This is a genomic window from Nonomuraea sp. NPDC052129 (assembly GCF_040680095.1).
Classification (GTDB): Bacteria; Actinomycetota; Actinomycetes; order Streptosporangiales; family Streptosporangiaceae; genus Nonomuraea.
This window is the reverse complement of the sequence record NZ_JBFAVX010000035.1, coordinates 1-19,763: the sequence shown is the minus strand read 5'-3', so window position 1 is coordinate 19,763 and position 19,763 is coordinate 1. Positions and strand designations below refer to the sequence as shown.

31 protein-coding genes are annotated in these 19,763 nt (G+C 66.3%); 26 read left to right on the top strand and 5 right to left on the bottom strand.

Translation table 11 applies throughout. The features are described from left to right. Positions 1–59: 59 nt before the first annotated feature. The 11 genes from AB0L53_RS47030 (at position 60) to AB0L53_RS46980 (ending at position 6,866) form a co-directional block, all read left to right on the top strand. Positions 60–344, top strand: coding sequence for a hypothetical protein (locus tag AB0L53_RS47030; RefSeq protein WP_364009601.1), 285 nt, complete (start codon positions 60–62; stop codon positions 342–344). Beyond that, complete coding sequence (locus AB0L53_RS47025) at positions 341–484, top strand: hypothetical protein (protein WP_364009598.1); 144 nt, start codon at positions 341–343, stop codon at positions 482–484. Before AB0L53_RS47030 ends, AB0L53_RS47025 begins: the two co-directional genes overlap by 4 nt. A 190-nt stretch (positions 485–674) precedes the next feature. Continuing rightward, entirely contained in the window at positions 675–872 is a 198-nt protein-coding gene (locus AB0L53_RS47020) for a hypothetical protein (protein ID WP_364009595.1), read from the top strand. Then, positions 869–1,174 carry a hypothetical protein gene (locus tag AB0L53_RS47015; protein ID WP_364009592.1) on the top strand — a complete coding sequence of 102 codons (306 nt, stop codon included), beginning with the start codon at positions 869–871 and terminating at the stop codon, positions 1,172–1,174. The genes AB0L53_RS47020 and AB0L53_RS47015 overlap by 4 nt, the downstream gene beginning before the upstream one ends. Then, positions 1,167–1,811 (top strand): hypothetical protein, encoded by a 645-nt coding sequence (locus tag AB0L53_RS47010; protein ID WP_364009589.1) that lies wholly within the window; start codon positions 1,167–1,169, stop codon positions 1,809–1,811. The genes AB0L53_RS47015 and AB0L53_RS47010 overlap by 8 nt, the downstream gene beginning before the upstream one ends. After that, positions 1,808–2,221, top strand: a complete 414-nt coding sequence (locus AB0L53_RS47005) for a hypothetical protein (protein WP_364009586.1) — start codon at positions 1,808–1,810, stop codon at positions 2,219–2,221. The genes AB0L53_RS47010 and AB0L53_RS47005 overlap by 4 nt, the downstream gene beginning before the upstream one ends. Further along, a complete protein-coding gene (locus AB0L53_RS47000) occupies positions 2,218–2,721 on the top strand; it encodes a hypothetical protein (RefSeq protein WP_364009583.1) in 504 nt (167 codons plus the stop codon). The genes AB0L53_RS47005 and AB0L53_RS47000 overlap by 4 nt, the downstream gene beginning before the upstream one ends. 89 nt (positions 2,722–2,810) lie before the next feature. Then, complete coding sequence (locus AB0L53_RS46995) at positions 2,811–3,464, top strand: hypothetical protein (protein WP_364009580.1); 654 nt, start codon at positions 2,811–2,813, stop codon at positions 3,462–3,464. Beyond that, complete coding sequence (locus tag AB0L53_RS46990; RefSeq protein WP_364009577.1) at positions 3,457–4,548, top strand: N-6 DNA methylase; 1,092 nt, start codon at positions 3,457–3,459, stop codon at positions 4,546–4,548. Before AB0L53_RS46995 ends, AB0L53_RS46990 begins: the two co-directional genes overlap by 8 nt. A 153-nt stretch (positions 4,549–4,701) precedes the next feature. Next, positions 4,702–4,983 (top strand): hypothetical protein, encoded by a 282-nt coding sequence (locus AB0L53_RS46985; protein WP_364009574.1) that lies wholly within the window; start codon positions 4,702–4,704, stop codon positions 4,981–4,983. Continuing rightward, positions 4,971–6,866 carry a DNA cytosine methyltransferase gene (locus AB0L53_RS46980; RefSeq protein WP_364009571.1) on the top strand — a complete coding sequence of 632 codons (1,896 nt, stop codon included), beginning with the start codon at positions 4,971–4,973 and terminating at the stop codon, positions 6,864–6,866. Before AB0L53_RS46985 ends, AB0L53_RS46980 begins: the two co-directional genes overlap by 13 nt. A gap of 220 nt (positions 6,867–7,086) precedes the next feature. On the opposite strand, the gene AB0L53_RS46975 is transcribed toward AB0L53_RS46980, so the two are convergent. Next, a complete protein-coding gene (locus AB0L53_RS46975; protein WP_364009568.1) occupies positions 7,087–7,617 on the bottom strand; it encodes a hypothetical protein in 531 nt (176 codons plus the stop codon). Between the two features lie 198 nt (positions 7,618–7,815). Here AB0L53_RS46975 and AB0L53_RS46970 point away from each other — a divergent pair, with 198 nt between their 5' ends. The 4 genes from AB0L53_RS46970 to AB0L53_RS46955 are packed head-to-tail and all read left to right on the top strand — an operon-like array spanning position 7,816 to position 9,404. Continuing rightward, entirely contained in the window at positions 7,816–8,094 is a 279-nt protein-coding gene (locus tag AB0L53_RS46970; RefSeq protein WP_364009565.1) for a hypothetical protein, read from the top strand. Further along, the gene (locus tag AB0L53_RS46965; RefSeq protein WP_364009562.1) at positions 8,091–8,513 is read left to right on the top strand and encodes a hypothetical protein; all 423 of its coding nucleotides are present in this window, start codon (positions 8,091–8,093) and stop codon (positions 8,511–8,513) included. The genes AB0L53_RS46970 and AB0L53_RS46965 overlap by 4 nt, the downstream gene beginning before the upstream one ends. Further along, a complete protein-coding gene (locus tag AB0L53_RS46960; protein ID WP_364009559.1) occupies positions 8,510–9,154 on the top strand; it encodes a DUF6349 family protein in 645 nt (214 codons plus the stop codon). The genes AB0L53_RS46965 and AB0L53_RS46960 overlap by 4 nt, the downstream gene beginning before the upstream one ends. Further along, positions 9,132–9,404, top strand: a complete 273-nt coding sequence (locus tag AB0L53_RS46955; protein ID WP_364009556.1) for an HU family DNA-binding protein — start codon at positions 9,132–9,134, stop codon at positions 9,402–9,404. Before AB0L53_RS46960 ends, AB0L53_RS46955 begins: the two co-directional genes overlap by 23 nt. Positions 9,405–9,481: 77 nt before the next feature. Here the strand turns inward: AB0L53_RS46955 and AB0L53_RS46950 are convergent, their stop codons facing one another. Then, a complete protein-coding gene (locus tag AB0L53_RS46950) occupies positions 9,482–10,237 on the bottom strand; it encodes a hypothetical protein (protein WP_364009553.1) in 756 nt (251 codons plus the stop codon). A 458-nt stretch (positions 10,238–10,695) separates the two neighbouring features. Then, positions 10,696–11,238 carry an RICIN domain-containing protein gene (locus tag AB0L53_RS46945; protein ID WP_364009550.1) on the bottom strand — a complete coding sequence of 181 codons (543 nt, stop codon included), beginning with the start codon at positions 11,236–11,238 and terminating at the stop codon, positions 10,696–10,698. Positions 11,239–11,488: 250 nt separating this feature from the next. On the opposite strand from AB0L53_RS46945, the gene AB0L53_RS46940 reads away from it, so the two are divergent. The 6 genes from AB0L53_RS46940 to AB0L53_RS46915 all read left to right on the top strand — a co-directional run bounded on the left by AB0L53_RS46940 (position 11,489) and on the right by AB0L53_RS46915 (position 15,149). Next, complete coding sequence (locus AB0L53_RS46940) at positions 11,489–12,172, top strand: HNH endonuclease family protein (protein WP_364009548.1); 684 nt, start codon at positions 11,489–11,491, stop codon at positions 12,170–12,172. A gap of 231 nt (positions 12,173–12,403) precedes the next feature. Continuing rightward, positions 12,404–12,829: a hypothetical protein gene (locus tag AB0L53_RS46935; RefSeq protein ID WP_364009545.1), complete on the top strand. Its 426-nt coding sequence runs from the start codon at positions 12,404–12,406 to the stop codon at positions 12,827–12,829. Between the two features lie 106 nt (positions 12,830–12,935). Further along, positions 12,936–13,235, top strand: coding sequence for a hypothetical protein (locus tag AB0L53_RS46930; protein WP_364009542.1), 300 nt, complete (start codon positions 12,936–12,938; stop codon positions 13,233–13,235). A 64-nt stretch (positions 13,236–13,299) separates the two neighbouring features. Beyond that, positions 13,300–14,022 (top strand): GntR family transcriptional regulator, encoded by a 723-nt coding sequence (locus tag AB0L53_RS46925; RefSeq protein ID WP_364009539.1) that lies wholly within the window; start codon positions 13,300–13,302, stop codon positions 14,020–14,022. A gap of 57 nt (positions 14,023–14,079) precedes the next feature. Continuing rightward, positions 14,080–14,928 (top strand): helix-turn-helix transcriptional regulator, encoded by an 849-nt coding sequence (locus AB0L53_RS46920; RefSeq protein ID WP_364009536.1) that lies wholly within the window; start codon positions 14,080–14,082, stop codon positions 14,926–14,928. Further along, positions 14,922–15,149, top strand: a complete 228-nt coding sequence (locus tag AB0L53_RS46915; RefSeq protein WP_364009533.1) for a DUF397 domain-containing protein — start codon at positions 14,922–14,924, stop codon at positions 15,147–15,149. The genes AB0L53_RS46920 and AB0L53_RS46915 overlap by 7 nt, the downstream gene beginning before the upstream one ends. On the opposite strand, the gene AB0L53_RS46910 is transcribed toward AB0L53_RS46915, so the two are convergent. Next, positions 15,115–15,351: a hypothetical protein gene (locus tag AB0L53_RS46910; RefSeq protein ID WP_364009909.1), complete on the bottom strand. Its 237-nt coding sequence runs from the start codon at positions 15,349–15,351 to the stop codon at positions 15,115–15,117. The genes AB0L53_RS46915 and AB0L53_RS46910 overlap by 35 nt on opposite strands. Before the next feature lie 298 nt (positions 15,352–15,649). Between AB0L53_RS46910 and AB0L53_RS46905 the strand changes: the two genes are divergently transcribed. Genes AB0L53_RS46905 through AB0L53_RS46895 form a run of 3 tightly spaced genes read left to right on the top strand, consistent with a single transcriptional unit; the run spans position 15,650 to position 17,258 of the window. Then, complete coding sequence (locus tag AB0L53_RS46905; protein WP_364009530.1) at positions 15,650–15,985, top strand: hypothetical protein; 336 nt, start codon at positions 15,650–15,652, stop codon at positions 15,983–15,985. Next, positions 15,982–16,260, top strand: a complete 279-nt coding sequence (locus AB0L53_RS46900; protein ID WP_364009527.1) for a hypothetical protein — start codon at positions 15,982–15,984, stop codon at positions 16,258–16,260. Before AB0L53_RS46905 ends, AB0L53_RS46900 begins: the two co-directional genes overlap by 4 nt. Before the next feature lie 26 nt (positions 16,261–16,286). Further along, positions 16,287–17,258: a hypothetical protein gene (locus AB0L53_RS46895; RefSeq protein WP_364009524.1), complete on the top strand. Its 972-nt coding sequence runs from the start codon at positions 16,287–16,289 to the stop codon at positions 17,256–17,258. Here the strand turns inward: AB0L53_RS46895 and AB0L53_RS46890 are convergent, their stop codons facing one another. Further along, positions 17,259–17,762 (bottom strand): hypothetical protein, encoded by a 504-nt coding sequence (locus tag AB0L53_RS46890; protein WP_364009521.1) that lies wholly within the window; start codon positions 17,760–17,762, stop codon positions 17,259–17,261. A gap of 326 nt (positions 17,763–18,088) precedes the next feature. Here AB0L53_RS46890 and AB0L53_RS46885 point away from each other — a divergent pair, with 326 nt between their 5' ends. Beyond that, positions 18,089–19,078 (top strand): hypothetical protein, encoded by a 990-nt coding sequence (locus AB0L53_RS46885; protein WP_364009518.1) that lies wholly within the window; start codon positions 18,089–18,091, stop codon positions 19,076–19,078. 109 nt (positions 19,079–19,187) lie between these two features. After that, entirely contained in the window at positions 19,188–19,574 is a 387-nt protein-coding gene (locus AB0L53_RS46880; RefSeq protein ID WP_364009515.1) for a hypothetical protein, read from the top strand. The last annotated feature ends 189 nt before the right edge of the window (positions 19,575–19,763 follow it).

The following is a 19,763-nucleotide window of genomic DNA, read 5'->3' as shown; positions in this document are numbered from 1 at the left end:
AGTTGGGTTCTTCCACCCTAACGCACCCACCACTGCACACCGAAGAGAGCGAGATCAGCATGTTCGATGACGACTTCGGCACCGAGACCGAAGCCATCGCGGCTGCACGACATGACGCCGATCTGGAGCAGGCCGAACTCGACGCCGCGGGTGATGCCTTGTACGCCGCCTGCGACGAGATGGACATCTGCCTGCACGGCGTGGTCGACGACCACCGCAACCGGCCGGAGCTGCCGAAGGGTCACCAGCGGTGCCGCTTCTGCAAGAAGGTCGAGCCGTTCGAGTGGTTCCGCGACGACCGCGCCGCCTCTTACGCGCGGCTGGAGGAGGCCGGAGCCCTGTGACCTTGCTCGACATCGAGGCCCCGTGCCGACACTGCGGCGCCCGCCCTGGCCAGCCGTGCCACTGGTGGTGCTTTCTGCGCGACGACGAGTTCGACGGCGACGACTACGAAGTGTTCTCCGATGCCGACCCGGGCCTATGACCGGATCAGCCGAGGGGATCGCGTGGGACCGGTTGCGGATGGACGAGCGCGGGCCCTGCCGGGCCGTTGGCTGCAAAGCCGGACATGCGGCTACCACCGTGATCATCGACGGACGCCGGTATCCCGTGTGCGCCGAGGACGGCGCGTTGATCCCCGGATTCCCTCCCGACCTGCTCGAAAGGAGCACGACATGACCGACCGCGATCCGCCGTACGACCTGGAGGAACACGCCGCCCTGGCGACCGAGGACGACGCCGACGACAGCGCGGCGGCCGGCCCGGACCCGCTGCGCGTCGTGGGCGACTGCTACGACTGCGGCGCCAAGCGCGGCGAGCTGCACTGGCCCACCTGCGCGAGCTTGTGGGGCACCGACGAGGAGAAGTTGTGACCGAGTTCCAGCCCAACCAGGTAGCCCGCCAGATCATCACACGCCTGGAGCAGAACAGGTTCACCGTCAAGGTGCCCGACGCCCCGCACCGGGCGGTGTGGGAGCTCGTCTTGGACAAGCCCGGCGCCCGGTGGTTCGGCGTGCTGTACGTGTCGGAGCGGAAGGGGCGGGCGCTGCGCGTCTCGATTACGTGGCATCCCGAAGACCGGCCGCACCAGACCCGCAAGGCCGAGGGCGCCCACGCTATTCGCGCCCTCATCAACCAGGTAACCCCGAATGGATGGGAGATCACGAATGCGTGACCAGCTCGTCGCCACCGGCGACGCCACGCTCGACGCCTTCCTATTACTGGCGCGCGGCGTGCGCCACCCGCAGCGCAAGCTCGAAGACGCCGAGAGTGCACTCGACGAGGCTCAGCGGCGCGACCGCGAGCACAACGGCTTCCACGGCACCGCCGAGGCCCGCCAGCGCGCCGAGCGGTCATACGGCAAGGCCAAACAAGCGATCACCGACGCACGCCGCGCCGAGGACCAGGCCGAACGCACCGCGCAGGCGGCCGCGCTGCCGCGCCTGTTCGCGCTGGCCAATGCCGAGGTCGAAGCCATGTGGAACGACTTCTATGGCCGCCGCGATCCCCAGCGCTACCGCGACGACAAGGGCATGCCCGACGACGACACCCTGTGGTGCGACCTCGAACCCGGCGCCGAAGTGCACATCCGCTACGCCACCACGGGCCAGGTCATGGTGTGGCAGTTCGTGGAGCTCGGCGAGGAGCACCCGGAGAACGAGGAGTTGCGGATCGCCCGGTACGTCGAGAGCAGCCGGTGGCGTGCCGTCCCCGACCTGGTCGAGCTGGCCGTCCACCCGGAGGACCTGGTGGGGCTGCACGCCCGATCCGACCAGATGACCATCATCCAACCCCGAAAGGAGCAGGTATGAACCCGCAAACGTTAGAGGCCCGCGCCTGCATGGCGCACTGGCAGCTCAGCCACGAGGGCCGGGCGCTCATGCTGACCCGCGACGACTGGAGCATCCGCGTCCTGTTCGACGGGTCCGCGCCGGCGAAGGCCGCCATCCGCAAGCCCGGCTCGGCCGAGTGGCAGCACCTTGACCGGCGCGCGATCACCACGCACGTGCGTGGCCACCGCGACCAGATGACCATGTTCCGCCTCGGCGACCGGGTGATGGTCGGCCCCCGGTACGGGACCGTCACCGACATCTACGTCGACACCCCGACCGCGCTCACCAACCGGGCCTGCCCCGTCAAGCTGCACGTCCTCTACGCCGATGGCGAGTCCGGCACCCCGTACGCCACGTCCGCGCTACGCCTCAGGGAGGCCCTCGCATGACCCGCAATCCCCTCAAGCCGCTGAAGTTCTCGGTCGAGCTACTCAACAGCGCCCCGTACCAGGATCCAGACGGCATCCACAGCTACGTGATAGCCCCCAGCAGCATCGTGTCCCGCGACCTCCTGCACATCGAGGGCTGCCCGGTGCTCGACCAGGCCACCGAGCGGCGCGCGGCGGTGTCCACGTACAAAGAGGCCACCAGCATCGCCACGGACACGCTGGGCTGCACCCGCTGCCAGCCGCACGCGTTCACCCACGTGACCCTCCCAGACGGCACCAAGCGGTACCGGCCGGCTGGGCCGATCCTGTCGGGCGGCGACGACTCCGACCCGCGCTACGGCAAGTACGCGCTCGTCAACCAGAGCGGCGGCCGGTGGCAGGTCCGCGAGTGGGCTGCGACCGGACAGGACGCCCTCGACCGGGCGAGCAAGCTCGGCATCACCGTCATCCTCGGCGAGGTCAATGAAGCGCTGGGCCTGCCGACCTCCAACCCCAGCTAGCCCCCACCCCCACCACCACAACAACCATGCGATGCCGCTGTCTGCGCAATGCGACAGCGGTACCGCTGTCATTTGAAGAAAGGCCATCGATGACCACCACCAGAGGCCGCCGCAGGCGCCCCCGCTCCGGATGGAGCCCCGGCGACAAGCAGGCGTGGCAGGAGCGCAAGGACCGCGACAAGGCCATCGCCAACGACGCCGTCATCAAGGCCGCCCGTGCGCTGTCGGAGCGGCCGGATCTGATCGACGCGTTCCGTGAGTACGCGGCCCGAGTCCAGGCGCACCGGACGTTGCGCAACGCGCTGGCGCTGCTTGGACAGGACCCCACCGCGACCCGCGTCAAGAGCGCGTTCTTCTGGGCGAAGGAGGATCGCGCGGTTCTGCCTACGGCCGAGCCGATGCGGATCGTCGCCCGCCGCCGCGGCGGCAAGCGGGTCGAGGAGTTCGAGGACAAGGAAACCGGCGAGACGAAGGAAGCCGACGCGGGCACTTGGACCGGTTTCACGAGCGAGCGCGTTTTCGACGTGAGGGGCACCACGCCGAAGAACCGGCCGTGCGACCACTGCGGCACCCATGTAGGGCTGCGCTGCCCTGACTCCTGCCCCGTCTACGAGCCCGTGCGCGGCCCGGCACCAACTCGGGACGAGGTCCTCGAACTGCTCGACCAGGTGCTGAAGGACGACGTCGGGTTCTACCCGGCCGACCTCGACGGCGGCAAGGGCGATGGCGGCGAAGGTGAGTAAGCGCCGTCGCCCGAAGGCAAGGCAGGTCCAGCTCGACCTGTTCGACCTCGCCGGGTCCGAGGAGACCACCGCGCCGACCCTCCCGGCGCCGACCAGGGAAACCACGATCGAGCTGCCTGAGCCGCCCAAGGCAGCGCCCCCGGCCGCACTCGCGACGGCCGCACTGGCCACCACGAAGAAGAACCCAGCGCCAGTCCGGCCGGCCCCGGCGCTCCGCTCGTCCCCGCTCCGGATCGCTGAACGAGTCGCGGACGCCTGGCATTCGCACCACGGCGGCGGCGACATCGCCATCCCTGTCGGCGTGGTGGCGGCCCTGTCGATGTTCTCCCAGTGGGACCGCAACGGCCAGGACGTGGCGGCGCAGTTCCTCGCGCTCGACGCCGATGAGCTGCTGAACGTGCTGCGGGACCTCTGGAGCTGCATGTGGGTCCAGGCGCCGTACCTCATCGGGACGGTCGCACGGCCCCTGCACTGGTGGCTGTACGAGGAGCGCACGCCGGAGCGGTACATCGTCAAGGCCGTCCAGGCGGTCGCGCACGCCGCGCTCAAGGGCGGCCTGCTGGCCATCACCGGCTATCGCGCGCCGGAGATGCGCACCGACGACGACGCGCTCGGCCTGGTGCTGACTCTGCTACGCAGCAAGGGAGCCATGAGCGGGCTCGCCCAGTACTTCACGCCGGGCCCAGTGTGCGAGGTGATGGCCCGCTTCGTTCTCGGCAACGGCGACGACCTGCGGGCGGGCATGTGGATCGGCGAGCCCGCCGCCGGCACGGGCGGCATGCTGCGCGCCGCGGCGGTCGTGCTGCGCGACCTCGGCCACAACCCGGCCAACTTCGGGTGGGGGCTGAGCGAACTCGACCCGATCGCCGCCGCATGCGCGGCCGTTAACTCGATCACTTGGGGACTCGGGCCGAACGTACTCATCCACGTCGGCAACACCCTCGCCGCCGACGACTGGATGGCGCTGGCGTTCAAGCAGCGCGCCGACGCTCTCGACCACTTCGAGAACGTGCAGTTCGTGGCAGCCACCATCGCGGCCACCGAGCAAGCGACGGCCCTGATGAAGAAGCTCGGCGCCGCGTAGAGGCAGACCAGCCCCGGCCCTGATCGCACAGCCCCGTCTCTCCACGAGGCGGGGCTATTCCCCTTACTACCTATGGAGAAATCTGTGTTTTACCACGACGGCTTGCCTCCCCTGCCGCCCCTGTCTCCTCGCGAGGCGGCGAACCACGGAGCGATGGCGATCGTCGCGACGCTCAACGCCTTCAAGACGCCCCATCAGCCGCATGTCATCGAGAACGTCGTCACCGAGCGGCTCTGGCCAATGCACTGGGCGTCCCCCCGTTACTTCATGGCGATGGCCTCCGCCACCGGGCGGACCATCTACATCCAAGCCCCCGCGCTGGCACCGATCCCGATCACCGCGCAAGGCGAGCTGTCCAAGGCCGTCGCACAGACCCGCGCCGCCAAGGCTGCGGCCCCCGAGCAGACCAGGTCGGAGGCTTCGTGGGCACGCTGATCCGGCACAAGGGCATCGACACTGTCACCGTCGCCGAGATGTTCGCCGGAGCAGGAGGCTCCGGCGATGGCATCCGCCGCGTCCCCGGCACAGAGCTGATCTTCGGCGCGAACCACTTCGAGCCCGCCAAGTGGACGTACATGGAGAACCACCAGGGCGTCGACTTCTGGCTCGGCGACGTGCAGAAGCCGGACGCGATCGAGAAGTTCCCATACTCCACATTTTTCTGGGCCTCGCCGGCGTGCCCCCGCTTCTCCACGGCCCGCGGCGACAAGCGGTGGTTCGACAAAGAGAACCAAATGGCCTTGTGGGACCTCGACGACATGACCGAGGACGACAAAGCCGGGGTCAGGTCGCGGGCGCTGATGGAAGAGGTCGTCGTCTACCTGCGCTACTGCCAGGAGAAGCACGGGCGGCCCGTACTCGGCTTCGGCGTCGAAAATGTGATTCAGGCCAGATTGTGGGTTCATTGGGACCGCTGGGTCCAAGAACTGCGGAAACTCGGCTACATCATCCAAGTCCACGCGATCAACGCCATGCACGCCCAGGGCCGCACCACCTCGCTCACACCACAGTCACGAGACCGGCTGATGGTGTCCGGCATCCACGAGTCTGTGCGCCGCACCCCGAACTACGCCAAGTGGTTCGACCCCTACGCCTGGTGCCCCAAGCACGAGGGATGGATCCAGGCGCGGCAGGCGTGGAAGAAGCCCGGCCAGGACATGGGCGCCTACGGCAAGCACGGACAATACCTGTACGTGTGCCCGCTGCCGTCATGCGGCAACCAGGTGATCGAACCCCCGGCGCTGCCCGCGGCTGCAACCATCGACTGGACCGACCTCGGCACGCCCATCGGCTCCCGCAAGAAGACGAAGGAAAAGCCCGAGGGCATGGCACCGAAGACGATCGACCGGGTCCGCGCAGGGGTGATAAAGCACTGGATCACCCCGTTCCTGTCGCCCGCGGGCGGCACATGGAACGACGACCCGACCAGCGTGATCGACCCGGCCCGGACGCTGACCACGCGGGAGTCACAAGCGCTCGTCGTCCCGTGCGAAGGACGCGAAGGCAAGATGGCGCGGCCGGTCAGCGACCCGAAGCGGACCAGCACAACCCGCCTGGAAGACGCCGTCGCTTTCCCTCCGGACTCGTTCCTCAGCCTGTTCCGATCAGATCGGGTGCGGACGTTCGACCCGTCCAAGGACCCCACGGCGACGCTCGTCGCGGGCGGCTCGAATCACGCGCTGGGGTCGAAGCCGGAGATGACGCCGCTCGTGTTCCCGATGCGCGGCGGCGGCGACACACTGAAGTCCCGACCTGCGTTCGAGAACCCCGCCCACTGCGTCACAGCGAGCGGTTTCTACCACGGGCTCGGTGTTCACCCCGACTGGATGCCGCCCTCGTTCGTGATGCGCAACAACGGCAGCAGGGGTGACGGGAAAGAGCACTGCATCGGCACCGGCGAGCCCGCGCGCACCATCACGTCGACAGGGCATCAGTCGCTCGCCAGGGTGCCGGAGGGCCTGCGGTCGCTGCTCATGGCCTACTACGGCAACGGCGGAACCACGCGGACAACCGAACCGGTCGGCACCCTGCCGACACGCGACCGGTGGGCGCTCATGGCCACCAGCGGCGAGATCACCCCAGACGCGATCGACGTGTCGTCGATCAAGTTCCGGATGCTCAAACTGCGCGAGCTGCAGCGGGCCCAGTCGTTCGACGACGACTACCGGTTCATCGCCAACAGCCAGCGCCACAAGGTCAAGTTGATCGGTAACGCTGTACCTCCGCCGATGGCGGAGATCCTTGCCTGTGCCGTCATTGAGGCGATTCTCGGCGTCGAGTTCGACCGGTTCGCCCACGACTACGCCCTCATCTCCTAATGCCTAGTTCGTGAGCGGTATCGCTTACGAACTTGTCCGTCCCAACCCTGGGACGGCCCTATTCCCTCAAGGAGAATCCACATAACGAAGCGAAAGCAAGACTGTGACAACCCGTACATCCGTCCCGCCGCCCCCAGCCGGTGTGCTTCACACCGATGTGACACTCGTGAGACGCATGCCGCGCCTAGTAGTGGCCACTCTTTCCATGCATCTCAGAAGGTCAAGACCATAGCCCAGTCGAAATGTCCAGCGACATCGCTGGCAATCCCAGCTCGCGACGAACAGACAGTTGGAATGTCCGTTCAGCTAGGAGGAACGCGTCGAAGAGTTCAGAGGGTATCTCTCCCGGCGTGGCAGTTGCCCGAGCCGCAGCGATGGCGCGGGCGTGCTTCACCAACATGTTCAGGTCATTCCGGGTCTCGGGAAACCCCGATACGAGTCTGGCCGCAGTCGCTGCGGACTCAAATCGCTCCTTGTAGGGCCTTCCCGACTCGTCAAAGAACGGCATGAGCTCCTTGGCTCTCCTGGGATGAGGTACAGCGGTGATCTTCGCCGTTGGCTCAAGGGCAAAGGCTACATATTGTTGATAAGCGGACAGAAATTCCCGGTAGAACTCCAATCGGATGTCACGCCACTGACGTGCATGGTCTCGGTTCCAGAGCCGATCCTGGTTCCTAATTGTCAGCCATCCGCCCAGCAGGACGGCGAGCAGCGTGACCAGCGCAGTAATCCCGTTGCCGAGAAGACTCATCTGGACCTCACTCCGAATCAAGGAGTCCGAGAACTCAGCATGGACGACTTCGACTGGGTGCGCCACATATCCGCGACCCGTGGATGCGTTGCAGATCGTGGACATCTACGAACAGCCGAACTGTCCACCCCCAGACAACGCCCGACGGCCGCCGCGACCGAACCGATCTTGCAAGAAGCCTTGTTCTAGGAGATGGCCATGCCCCAACCCGACAGTGCGATCTACAAGCCGCGTGGGTACTCGATCACCGTCTGCCGCCACAGCTTCCTTGGCCACCTCGCCGCCCGAGCGGAAGGCGAGACGTGGTTCTGGTCGCTCGTCATGCCACTCGACGTGGCCGAGTTGACCCTCTGGGCGGCTCACATGGCGGCGATCGAGTGGCACAAGCTAATCAGCGCACTCGTCAAGGCCGAGACGCTGACGTGGAAGGAGGCGCATGCGAAGACCGCCGCGATGATAAAGGAGGCCCGACCGTGACGCGGGTGGGTGAACTGCCCAAGATGCGTAAGCACAAGAAGGCCAAGTTCCAGGCATTCCGGGAGCTGTGGGAGGCAAACGAGACCATCCCAGTGATCGCTAAGCGGCTCCGTGTGACCAGCCGAACGGTTGAGCGGTACCGCCGCGATCTGCAAGGTGAATCTCGGCGACCCGACTACTACGCACGCTGGATGCCGCTCGTCCTGGAGCACATGCGCCGCTTCCCCAACTCCTGGTTCACCGATGGAGAGCTATCGCGGGTCCTCCTCAACCGCGACAACGTGCTGAGATGCACGCTGCAGCGGATGGAGCGTGAGAGCCTTGCCGTCTCGGAGCGCCGCACCATCAACGCCCGCGGCTATGAGTCGAAACAAGGAGTGTGGTGGTGGCGGCTCGCCCGAACGGACGAGCGGCGATGACCGAGGAACCGCGCGGCGCGGTCGCCCGGCACAGGCTGTGGCAGAGCCTGCCGCCCGACGAGACGCAAGGCGTCTGGTGCATCCTGATCAACCAGCCAGGATGGGGCCGAGGCCGCGGGGACCATGTCGAGGAGACCGAGGAGCACCAGCCAACCGTGCTGGCCTGCCGTACGTCGGAAGGCAAGCAGCAACGCCGCGGCGCCTGCCTCGGCTGCGACTGGGAAGGCCCGGACCGGAGACGGCTCAACGAGGCGATCGAGGATGCGAACGACCATGCCTTCCCCGACTGGCGGAATATGCCATCCGTGCAGCCGCCTCCACGGTTCGGAAGCCGCCTTCGCTGGCTGGAGAAGGTGGCGAAGGGATATCCGCCTGGTTGGTTCCAGCGAGGCGCGCCGATCATCACCCTGCGCGAGGAGAGCAACGGGCTGCACTGGGCGATGCGTGCTCCTGGGGGCGGCTACGACATTGCGTCGCCGTACGACTGGCCTGCGAAGAAGTCGAGACAGATGTCGGCCTATCAGCCATCTTTGCTCGAAGCTGAATTCGACAGCGGTATTGCAGGTGAGATGGGCTACGCTGCGTCTAGCGGCATGGAAGAGACGGGAGACTCCCACGATGGAGAAGAGAACGAAGGCTGACGTGGCGAAGGCCGCCGGCGTGCCGACCGCGACGGTGGACGCCATGCTCAGCTACGTCGTCGCCGAGGTGGCGGCCGGGAACGCAGTGCAGTTCATGGGCTTCGGCTCATTCCAGCCCGTAGAGCAGGCCGCACGTGAAGTCAACGTGCCATCCACGGGCAAGAAGACCGCGGCCCCGGCCAAGTACCGGCCGAAGTTCAAGGCGGGGACCAGTTTCAAGGACGCGGTGGCCACGGCGCGGAAGCCGTAGACCGCCAGGAGCAGTCAAAGGGCGCGAGCCGCAGGGGGCGGCTCGCGCCCTTTGTCGTTTCGACACAGATGGGGCCATCACTCTGGGCGTGGGATCCCGAGATGATCGCAGAAGTCGTTCAGTGCCTCGGCGATGACTTCCCCGCCCGTCCGCGACTGCTGCACACACACCGCCACCAGGCGTGCGCGCGTGTTCTCTGTCAAGCGGACGGATGCTGGCTTCGGCCCGCCGCTCGACTTCGCTTTGCGCGGTGTCGGCAGAGTTACCTCCGCCCCCTTCGGCATCGTCTCCGGCACACCACAGCGAGACGCGTACGCGTTGATGGCCTCCTCCCACACCCCTTGGAGGCCGTTGCCTGTCTGATCCGCCGCCGTCTTCACCCGCTTACGCGTGGCGTCGTCGAGTCGTGCGCCAGTTGAGTACAACGTGGGCCGCTCGAACACCTTGTCACGGTCGTACTCGCCGGGGATGCCCAGATCGTCGAACCAGGCGTTGAGCGCCTCGACAATGCACTCACTTCCACCCAGGCCGAGCCGGGACGCTACAGCGGCGAGTCGCGCCCGCGTGTTCGTCGTGAGCCGTACCGTCGCGCGAGCGAAGCCATGTCCGGCCGTCCGGTACTCCGCAGGGGAAGGCAGTTCCAGGTCGGCGTTGGCCGGCATCTCCTCAGGGATGCCGTTCTGGTCGGCGAAGAAGTTGATGGCCTCTTCCCAGGCACCCTGAATCCCTTGCCCGGTGCGGTTGACGGCAGCCGTGAGCCGATCGTCGGTGTCCGGGTCCAGGCGGGCGCTCGTGCTGTGCAGGTTCGTCCACTGCACTTCGCGGACACGCATCGGCCTGCGCTGGGGGGATGCCTGCGGTTCCGCTGCCGCTTTGCCAGGCTCTACGAATGTGACGGACCTGGGGTCGGGCTGTTTGCGGGGCATGGCGGGTGCTCCGGGTGATGGTGGCGGGTCGGTGCTGTGTTTCACAGTATTGGGTCGGCGGTCCTTTGTCGCGTTCTCAATATTCGATCAGGGGCTGGCGATTGATCAGCCCATGGCCCCTGGCCCCGGTTGTCCGGGCCGGGCCAGCCCCGCCCCGGACAACGTGCCGCACCGTGTGGACTGTGCTTGACCTCTAACGGCAATTGCTTCGTCCGTCCCACCCACCTGACCCAGCGCGAGTCCGGCACATGACAGGTCGTCGGTGAGGTGGCTCGCGCTGGGCGTGTTCGCCCCCACATCTGCATGGCCGCCGGCGCCACTCGGTCGAAGCTGGCGCCGGTCGGCCCGAATGGAGGGGCTGGTGGTCAGGACAGGGTGTCTTTGACCTTGATGTGGCTTTCGTCGATCACGAACTTCTGGTTGGCGTGGTTAGAGCACCGCCATATGCGGACTTTGTCGCCGTTGTTGCGGGTGTTGCCGACGTCCAGGCACATGGGGTTGCCAGCGGTGAGGGTGTCCTTGAGGATGATCTCGCCGTTCTTGATGATCCACCTTTGGTTCGCGTGGTTCATGCACTGCCACAGGCGCACCTTGGTGTCGTTGGTGCGGTCGTTACCGGCGTCGAGGCAGACTTCGCGGCTGGTGCCAAAGGTGTCTTCGACCTTGATGTGGCTTTCGTCGATCACGAACTTCTGGTTGGCGTGGTTCATGCACTGCCACAGGCGCACCTGGGTGCCGTTGGTGCGGTCGTTGGTGGCGTCGATGCACATCGGGGGGCCGGCGAGGGCGGTGCGGGCGGCGGTGTGGCCGGTGGGCGGTTGGGCCGAGGCCGTGGCGGGCAGGGCGGTGATCGCGGTCAAGGCGGCGGAGGCGAGGGCGCCAGCCAGTAGGCGGCGAGCAGGCAGCATGGGTCCTCCCAGGACGTTTGATCAGGTCCCAAGCAGCGTGTCGTGACTCTCTGTCATCAGACAATTACTTTTTGTTTACAGAACGCTCCCCCCCGTCGCGCACGCCCCGCTGACCGGCGCGCCGAGCGACTCTTCGCGGAGCGGTAGGTAGCTGTCACCGCGCCGGTAGTGACACGCAAGCCCATCCGCATTGATTACTTAGAGTCGCCATTCACAACTTTGAGTAATGGATGCTTCGGGTTGGAGAAACATGCCTGTCCCCATACGGCACACCCTGACGGCCATCGCGGCACTCCTAACCACCACCCTTGCCATTGGAAACACCCCGGCCACCGCTGCGGCACGGACGTCCCCCGCCGCGACCGTCGAAGGACCCCTGCTGGAGGAGGCGGTGCAGGGCCTGCCGACGGCCGTGGAGGACCGCACCGGCTACAAACGCACATCGTTCAAACACTGGATCGACGTCGACCGCGACGGCTGCGACACCCGCGCGGAAGTCCTGATCGACGAGGCGACCACCCCGCCGGACATCGGCCCCGGCTGCGTGCTGACCGGCGGAACCTGGAACTCCTACTACGACGACCAGCTCGTCGATGCGGCGTCCAAGCTGGACGTCGACCACCTGGTGCCGCTGGCAGAGGCGTGGGATTCGGGCGCCCACGCCTGGGACGCCGCCCAGCGCCAGGCCTACGCCAACGACCTGGACGAGCCGTGGCACCTGGTCGCGGTCACCGCGCGCAGCAACCGGCAAAAGGCTGACAAGGACCCCGCCCAGTGGCTGCCCCCGCACGAGCCGGCCCGCTGCCGGTACGCCGCCGAATGGACCGCGGTCAAACTTCGCTGGCACCTGTCGGTGGACCCCGCTGAAAAGGACGCCCTGGCCGCCATCGCCCGCACGTGTCCCGACCAGCCGCTTCCAAGCCCAGACCGCTGACCCCTGCGGCCCGATCCGCCGGACCACCGGCCCTCCGGCATCACCACGGGCCGCGCCCACCACACCGGGGCGGCCCTGGCCTCCGGCAGGACCACGCCCAGGCCGCCCCGTACACCACAAGGCCGCCAATAACGTTGCCGCCGACCACATGCCGGGACGCAGGCCGGCCTTGCCACAAGCCGAGCACGACCTCGACCAGCTCGCCTCAGCCGAGCAGATAAGGAGATCACGATGAAGTACCTCGCACGCCTGGCAGCCACGGCGGTGGCCACCCTAGCGATCGGCGCGGTCGCCGGCACATCGGCACCCGCCCAAGCCGCCACCCCCGCCCAAGCTGCCGCCCTCGTCCGGGCCGCCGCCGAGGACACCTTCTCCTTCGTCGGAGCCCGGGGGACGCCCTCTCCCAAAGACATCACCATGCACTGGCGCGGCACCTGCCAGCCCGGCGCGAGGATCCACGTCGTCGTCACCGGGGAGCATTGGGGAGGCAAGATCGAAACATCGTGCGGCTCTGAGGGAACCTTCGAGGGCGGCATCATGATCTACGACTACGAGAACAGGGGCTTGAGGTTCGGACGGTCCTTCACGTACCAGGCCGGGGTGCTGCAGATACCCGGAGGCTTCACCAGCCATTCCGGGCAGGCCACGCTGCACTGATGTAAACCGCACGATTGCCCTGACAGGCCGGGGCACCCCACCGTGCATGCTCACGCCGGGGCGCCCAGCCCACCCGCGCCCCGGCCCGCCTCGGCATCGGGTCAGCGTGAAGTTCTCCGCCAGTTCCCGCGCCGAGACCACCCACGCGAAGCTCGACCATGCCACAACGGCGTGCCTGCCCCTCCGCGGCAACGCGTACACCATCTGTCACAAAGCTATATCGGGCCTCGCCGACCTCAGCGTGCTGCTCACCAGCACTCCGGCAACGGGCCAGCCCACAGCCGACATCGAGGTCGCCGTCGACGACAAGGCCCTCGTCTCCGACATCCTCAACGCCGTCTTCGGGCCCAGCCGCCCCGCCTGCGGTCCGGGCCTCGGCGGGTTCCCCCGCTACCCGTACTTCTGAGCCGCACCCCCGGCAAGGCCCAATAGGTGTATCAGTTGTTGGGGGAGCGGAGTACCGTGGACGAGTGACCGTACCCCTCGACGAGCGCACAGCCCATAACATAACGCCGGGCCAGCGGGTGGCGACCAGCGTACTGGCCGACATCAAGTCGGGCCGGTTTAAGCACGGCGACCAGCTTCCGTCCGAACCGGACCTTCAAGCCACTTACGGCGTCGGCCGCGCGGCTGTCCGCTCGGGCCTGGAGCGTCTGCGCGAGCAGGGCAAGATCGTCACCGTGCACGGCAGCGGGTCGTTCGTCGTCGGCCCCGGTCGACAAGAGCCGCCGATCTCCGCCAGCGGCCGGCTGGTGAAGGATATCCGCGACGGCATCGCGTCCGGCCGGTTGAAGCCTGGGGATCAACTCCCGAAAGAACCGGAGCTGATGGACACCTACCGGCTGTCGTCGCCAGCAATCCGCGCAGCTCTCCGGGAACTCCGCGAGGAAGGGCTGATCCACTCGCGGGGCAGGTTCGGCCGGTTCGTCGGCCCCGAAGGCACGCCGGTGCGCCGAGAGCCGACGAAGGGCGAGACGATCGCCGAAACGGTGGCCGCCCGGATCCGTGCAGGCGATTACCGTCCAGACGGGTGCCTGCCGGGGGAAACCATGCTGGCGCAGGAATTCGGCGTGACCCGCAAGGTAGTGCGGGCTGGGCTCGCGCTGCTGAGAGACCAGGGTTGGGCGTACACAGTCCCACACAAGGGCACATTTGCTAATAAATCGGATAAATGGCCCAAGTTGGCTGATTGATAGAACAATGGAGTCTCTGTAGCCATACTCGGGCTTCCCGCCTGGAAGAATTCCCGCATGTCTGAGTCGCGGATCAGCCCGCCGCTACGGCTTTTCATGCTGGGTCGCAGGCTAACTGGCTTGCGTGACGCTGCTGGCCTGACCTGCGGCCAGGTGGCCAACCGCCTGGAGTGGAGCCCATCCAAGGTCTCTCGCTTGGAACGTGGCGTCAACAGCTACGCCACCGCAGGGGAACTCACGCGCCTCCTTGATTTGTACGGCGTCGACGCCACCGTGCGCGCGGAGTGCCAACACCTGCTGCGTACTGGCCGCATCACGCCGCCCTGGGAGGAGCACAAGCGCGGCCTCGGCGGCCTTGTCGATTACGTCGTGTGGGAGACCGAAGCGTCCCGGCTTCGGCATTGGCATCCGCTGCTCATCCCCGGCCAACTCCAAACCGAGACGTACGCCCGCGCCGTCATCGCCGCCGGCATGCTCGAACCGGACGAGGCCCTGCTGACGATGAAGGTCCGCGCACGGCTCGCCCGTCAGTGGATCACCTACTGCGACAACCCAGTCCACCTGCATGCCCTCATCGGGGAACAGGCGCTGCGACAGCAGGTCGGCGGGCCGGAGGTGATGGCCGCGCAACTCGACAAGCTGGTGCTCGACACCAGCAGGCCGAACGTCATAATCCAGATCATCCCCCAGGAACGGGCAGTCGGCCTGTCCAGCGGATTCGTCGTGCTTACGCTGCCGGATCTGGGGGAAGTGCTGTTCCTGGAAGCGGGCACCGCGGGCATAATCGACCAAGGTCCGCGCGTCGTCGAGTTCAAGAAACGCTTCGGCTACTTCCTTGAGCGGGCCCTGCCCGCTGATCAGTCCGCGGGCCTCATCACGGACATACGGAAGGGCCTTGCGTGCTGAGCGACCAGTGGATCACCGCCTCCGAGTCCGGCGACTGCGTTGAGGCGCGTCGGGTTGGCGCCGACCGTGTAGAGGTGCGCAATAGCAAGCGCCCAGACGAGGCGACTGTGTGGTTCACGTCCTCCGAGTGGTGGGAGTTCGTCGCTGGAGCCCGGCGCGGTGTGTTCGACCTTCCCGAGTGGGGTGCTAGCGCTGCTGGCGTATGCGTCGGGCCTCGCTGATGATCCCACGTTGGTAGGCGAGGTCTCTCTGGGCCTTGGGCCGACCGGGAAGGATCGCAGCGGTGACGCTGACGAGGCCGAGAATGGCCATGGTTACGGTGAGGAACGTATCGGCGTCGCTGAGCGCTAGGTCGCAGATGAGCAGAGCGTAAGCGGCGCAGCCGACGACAGCGATGGAGTGGGCGAGACGTCGTCCAGTCATGGGTGGTTCCTTGTCTAATCAACCCAAATGCGTGCCACGTCACCGTAGTGAGTCATGACCGTGTCGCGATATGCCACTGTGCTGCCCTGTTGCATGATCGTTACTGTATGCACAGGTTGACTGACAACAAAGTGTCATGGCCCTGAAACGTCACCAATAATTCTGGACATACCAGTATTCACGTATTTACATGGTTCCCTCCGGCGCGCACAATGCGTAACGCCTCAAGGTGGGAAACCGCTTCCCGGGATGACGACGTATGCGCCGCCTCACTAGACATCACTACAGAAAGTCACTCATGATCAAGCGCCTCCGCGCCACACTGGCCGCTCTCGCCGTCGCCCTTCTCCTCAGCGTGTCCATCTCGGTGGCGGCCCAGGCCGAACCCGTAGCGACGCCCACGCCGACCGCTACGGACCCCAACTCCATCCCGGAGCCCAGCCCGACCGCTACCAGCACGACGCCAGCCACCACGCCGGGCACCGTGCAAACACACACCGAGACAACGCAGACGGTCACTCACCCTGACGGCAGCAAGACCACCACCAAGACAGTTACCGACACCACCACCACGACCACCTCCACGACGACCAAGCCCGGCAGCACCCAGAACAGCGACACTGGCGGCTGGTGAACTTGGCTCCAAGCCTCACACGTCACGCAGTCGCGGCCGTCGTCGCCGTCGCCACAGCCGTGGCGGCCGCGGGGGCGGCCACGGCTGCATCTGACGCCGTCATTCTGGTGGCGATCGTCTGGATGGCCGTCGCCGTACTCGCGACGACCAAGGCCGTCACGCTCACCCGTGCCGTGTTGGCCTACCGTCGTGCCTACCGCACTGGCCAAGAGCACGCACGCTGGGCAGCCGCCCTGACATGGGACACGGTGCCGCACGTCGCAGGTGTCGAGTAACACGGGGAACGAAAAGGAGCACAACGTTGAGGTCCGGCCTGGGAATCGGCGCAATCGGGGAACAGCTCTACCGCTACCTGGTCGAGCACGGGCCCACACCCACGGACGAGTTGGAACGTATCATCGGGCCAGGATCCGACGAGGCGCTCGCCAGAATGCGAGACGTCGGCCTGGTCGTCGGAGAACCGGCCACCGCCCGTCACCCCGACTACGCGTTACGTCCCCTTGTGGCCAATGCCGAATCGGCTCTGACCAAGCTCAAGACTCAGGCTGCCGAGATGCGCGACATGTTCGACAGCACCGCAGCGGGCATGCGGGGCCCCAACACACCTGTCGAGGTCCTAACCTCCCGCCAGCGCATTGCCGCAGCCTTCGACGATCTATCACTTGGCGCAAACCATGAAGTGCTCCAGTTCGTGACCTGGCCTTTTGTGCCGCTGACCACCCTGCATGCACCGGGAGACCCGGCTCGCCGCAACCCCGACGGGTCGGTGCGCCAGCCTAGACGCCGGCTCCTCTACGAGCGGGCAGTGCTCGATAGCGAGGTGGCGGTGATCGGCCTACACAACGCGATCAGGCTCGGCGCCGACGTACGCGTCGCCAGAGAACTGCCGCTCAAGCTCATCATCTCGGATCGTGACCGGGCGCTGGTCCCGCGCTTCCCGCGCGGCTTCTCCGACCAGGCATCCACGCTGCTCATCAGGGGCGGCGCCCTGGTCGAATGCATGCTCGTGATGTTCGAGCACTTCTGGTCCGAGGCCACGCCACTGGAAGCCGACTACAACGGGTTCGAGCCTGAGGCCGCCAGCGAGATCGATGAACAGGACATGGCCATCCTCCAGCACATCATCGCAGGCCAGACCGACGACAGCATGGCCAGGCTGATGGGCACGAGCAAGAGCACCATCCTGCGCCGCGTCAAGCGGATGCGCGAGCTCGCGGGCGTGGAGACCAGGCCGGCATTGATCTTTCATGCCGCCCGAAACTGGATGAACTAGTCAGCGGACGCGAAGCATCTGAATCTGCTGATCGTAGGTTCGCAGCACCAGGTCGAGGTGTTGGAGAAGGGTCTCCTCCATGTTGGCGCGCTCCTCGTCGGTGATGCCCGGCATGGAGCGGATCTCTCGTAGCTTCTCCTGCAGCTCGGCCTGGATGTGTTGCGGTGTGATGGACGGGTCCAGGCTAGGCCGCGTCGTGTCGGTGGCAGAGTGCTTGGCGATGATGTCACGGAGCAGTCGGGCGGCCTCAGGCCGGCCGATCTCCTCGACCTGACCGACTGACGCACCTACAGCCCACGCGACCCAGGCGTAATCGAGATCACTGGCTCGGGTCTCGCCGCCTTCGATGCGCCGCAGCTTGTTGGGATAGAAGTTATAGCCCGCTGTCTTGGCAATGCGGTCGGCGACGGCCTTGAGCGAGATCTCGGGCAGAAGTTCGTCTTGCCGAGTGCGTAGGCGGTGGAGGAGTTCTGCATCGGCGGGCCTGTGTGGCGACTTGGGCACGGCTGGGTCCTTCTGCGTGGCGTATTTGTCGCAACAGTACCAACAGGCGTGCCACACCGCCCAGACATCCCAGGCATTGATTTCACATATGGTGATCATTAGATGACAGTTTCGAATGTCTCATCTGTCTCATATGTACCTCCAAAGTGGACATGAGCGACATGCGCGCGATAGAGTCAAGGCGTCGGACAGCCCTGTCCATTCAAGATCAACAGAGTAACCGACACGCATGTTGACCAGCCGCAACGGTGCCGACCAAGCGGAACCACCACATCAGGCACATAGCCAATTTTGCCAGCGGTACCGCAATCGAAACCAGGAGAACAATGACCATCACCCAGCTCCCGCCCGCCATTCGGGTCACCGGCGAGCGCATTGACAGCCTCGTCGAGGCGATCACCAGCCACCGCATCAGCGACGTCGCCGTGGGCGCCCGCGCCCGCCTCATCCGCTTGCTTGACGAGGACAGCGCGGCAGCAGACCGGCTGATCAACGAGCGCACCCGGGACATCGAGAACGACCCGGTGTACCGCATCGAATGCGAATGCCTGCCGAACCCGATCGAGCTGGCAGCCGTCAACGCCAACCACCTGGCCGACCGGCTCGCCGCTTACCTCGGGTACTACCACGACCTGCCGTGCGAAATCTCCATCGACCTGAAACAGGGCGACGGCCAGGTGATCCCGCGTGAAGGCGCCACGCGGCCCCTGTTCGTGACGGAGACGTCGCCCATCTACACCGTGATGTGGATGAGCCCGGACGGGGCCCGCGAGATGAAGCGGATGCCCGCCGACAGCTTCATTAACCGACTCTGCAAGAACCTTGCCCGCCGCGCGGCCCTGCCTCCCGGCCACGCCAGCCGCGTGTGGGACATCACCGTCTGCGACCAGTCCGGGGAGAACATCACCTCTGAATTCCCAATGCTCACCCCGCGCAGAGACGAGGGCGTACTCCCGTTCGCCGAGGCATACGTTCCGCTCGACACCCACCCCCTCCAGGTGGTCGCCCACATGGAGAAGCTCGTTCAGCGTTACCCCGACGTGTGGGAAGGGGGTGTCACCAACGGGCTCGGCATTTTCCACTGGAAGCGGAGCGGCTTCCTGGTCGAGGTCCAGACCGTGAAGGGCGGCCGCGCTGCGTGCATCCCGCTCCGGGTCGCTATCCACCGCATCAACTGCGTCGCGCTCGGCCTGCCAATGTCCGCACCGGAGAACGCGGTCGAGCGGCTGGTGCGCATCGCCGAAGGCTCGCCCCGCCTGGACCGTGCCGCCCTCTACCAGCTCGCCATCGGCGAGGGGACGGAGACGGCCGCGTGACCACCGACCCGACGCCCCGCCCGCGCCTGTGGCGCGACCCCGCCAACCCGGCCGAGCAGGCGATGACCACCTACGACGAGTGGGTCTACGGCCGAGAGCAGGAGAACTGATGCAGGGGAACATCAAGAAGGGTGACCGGCTTCGGGTCACCATCCTCGACTGCCACGTCGAGGAGGTATCGACGACGTCGCGCGGCCGATTCCTGTACCTCAACTTCCGGGACCAGTACAGCACCCTGAACGTGGGCCCGCTCCCCATCGCGGCCCAACTCCTCAAGATCGAGGCGCTCGCCCCATACTCCTGGCCGCCCCGCCAGGATGACGTCTGGGAGGACGGCCAGGGCCTGAAGTGGTTCGGCGTCCGTCCTGGTGACGGGACCAAGGTCACCCTGTTCAGCGCTCGAGGCGGCTACCCCGCGGACGGCCTCGACGAACTCCTCGTGACGAATGCCCCGTGGCGACTGGTCTACCGCAACGAGGATGAGCCGCCGTTCTGATGACCACACTCAGCACACCCACCGGCCGGTACCTCGGCCGGTGGGCCTCCGGAAGCCCCGAATGGCACGCCGCCCGGGAACACCGCATGACTGGTGATTTCAGGGGTGAGAGCTGGCTCCACCTACCGGCGAGTTTTGGCCCCATTTAGCGATCTTGGGGGTCTTGATCACGGGTGAGTTTTGGCCCCA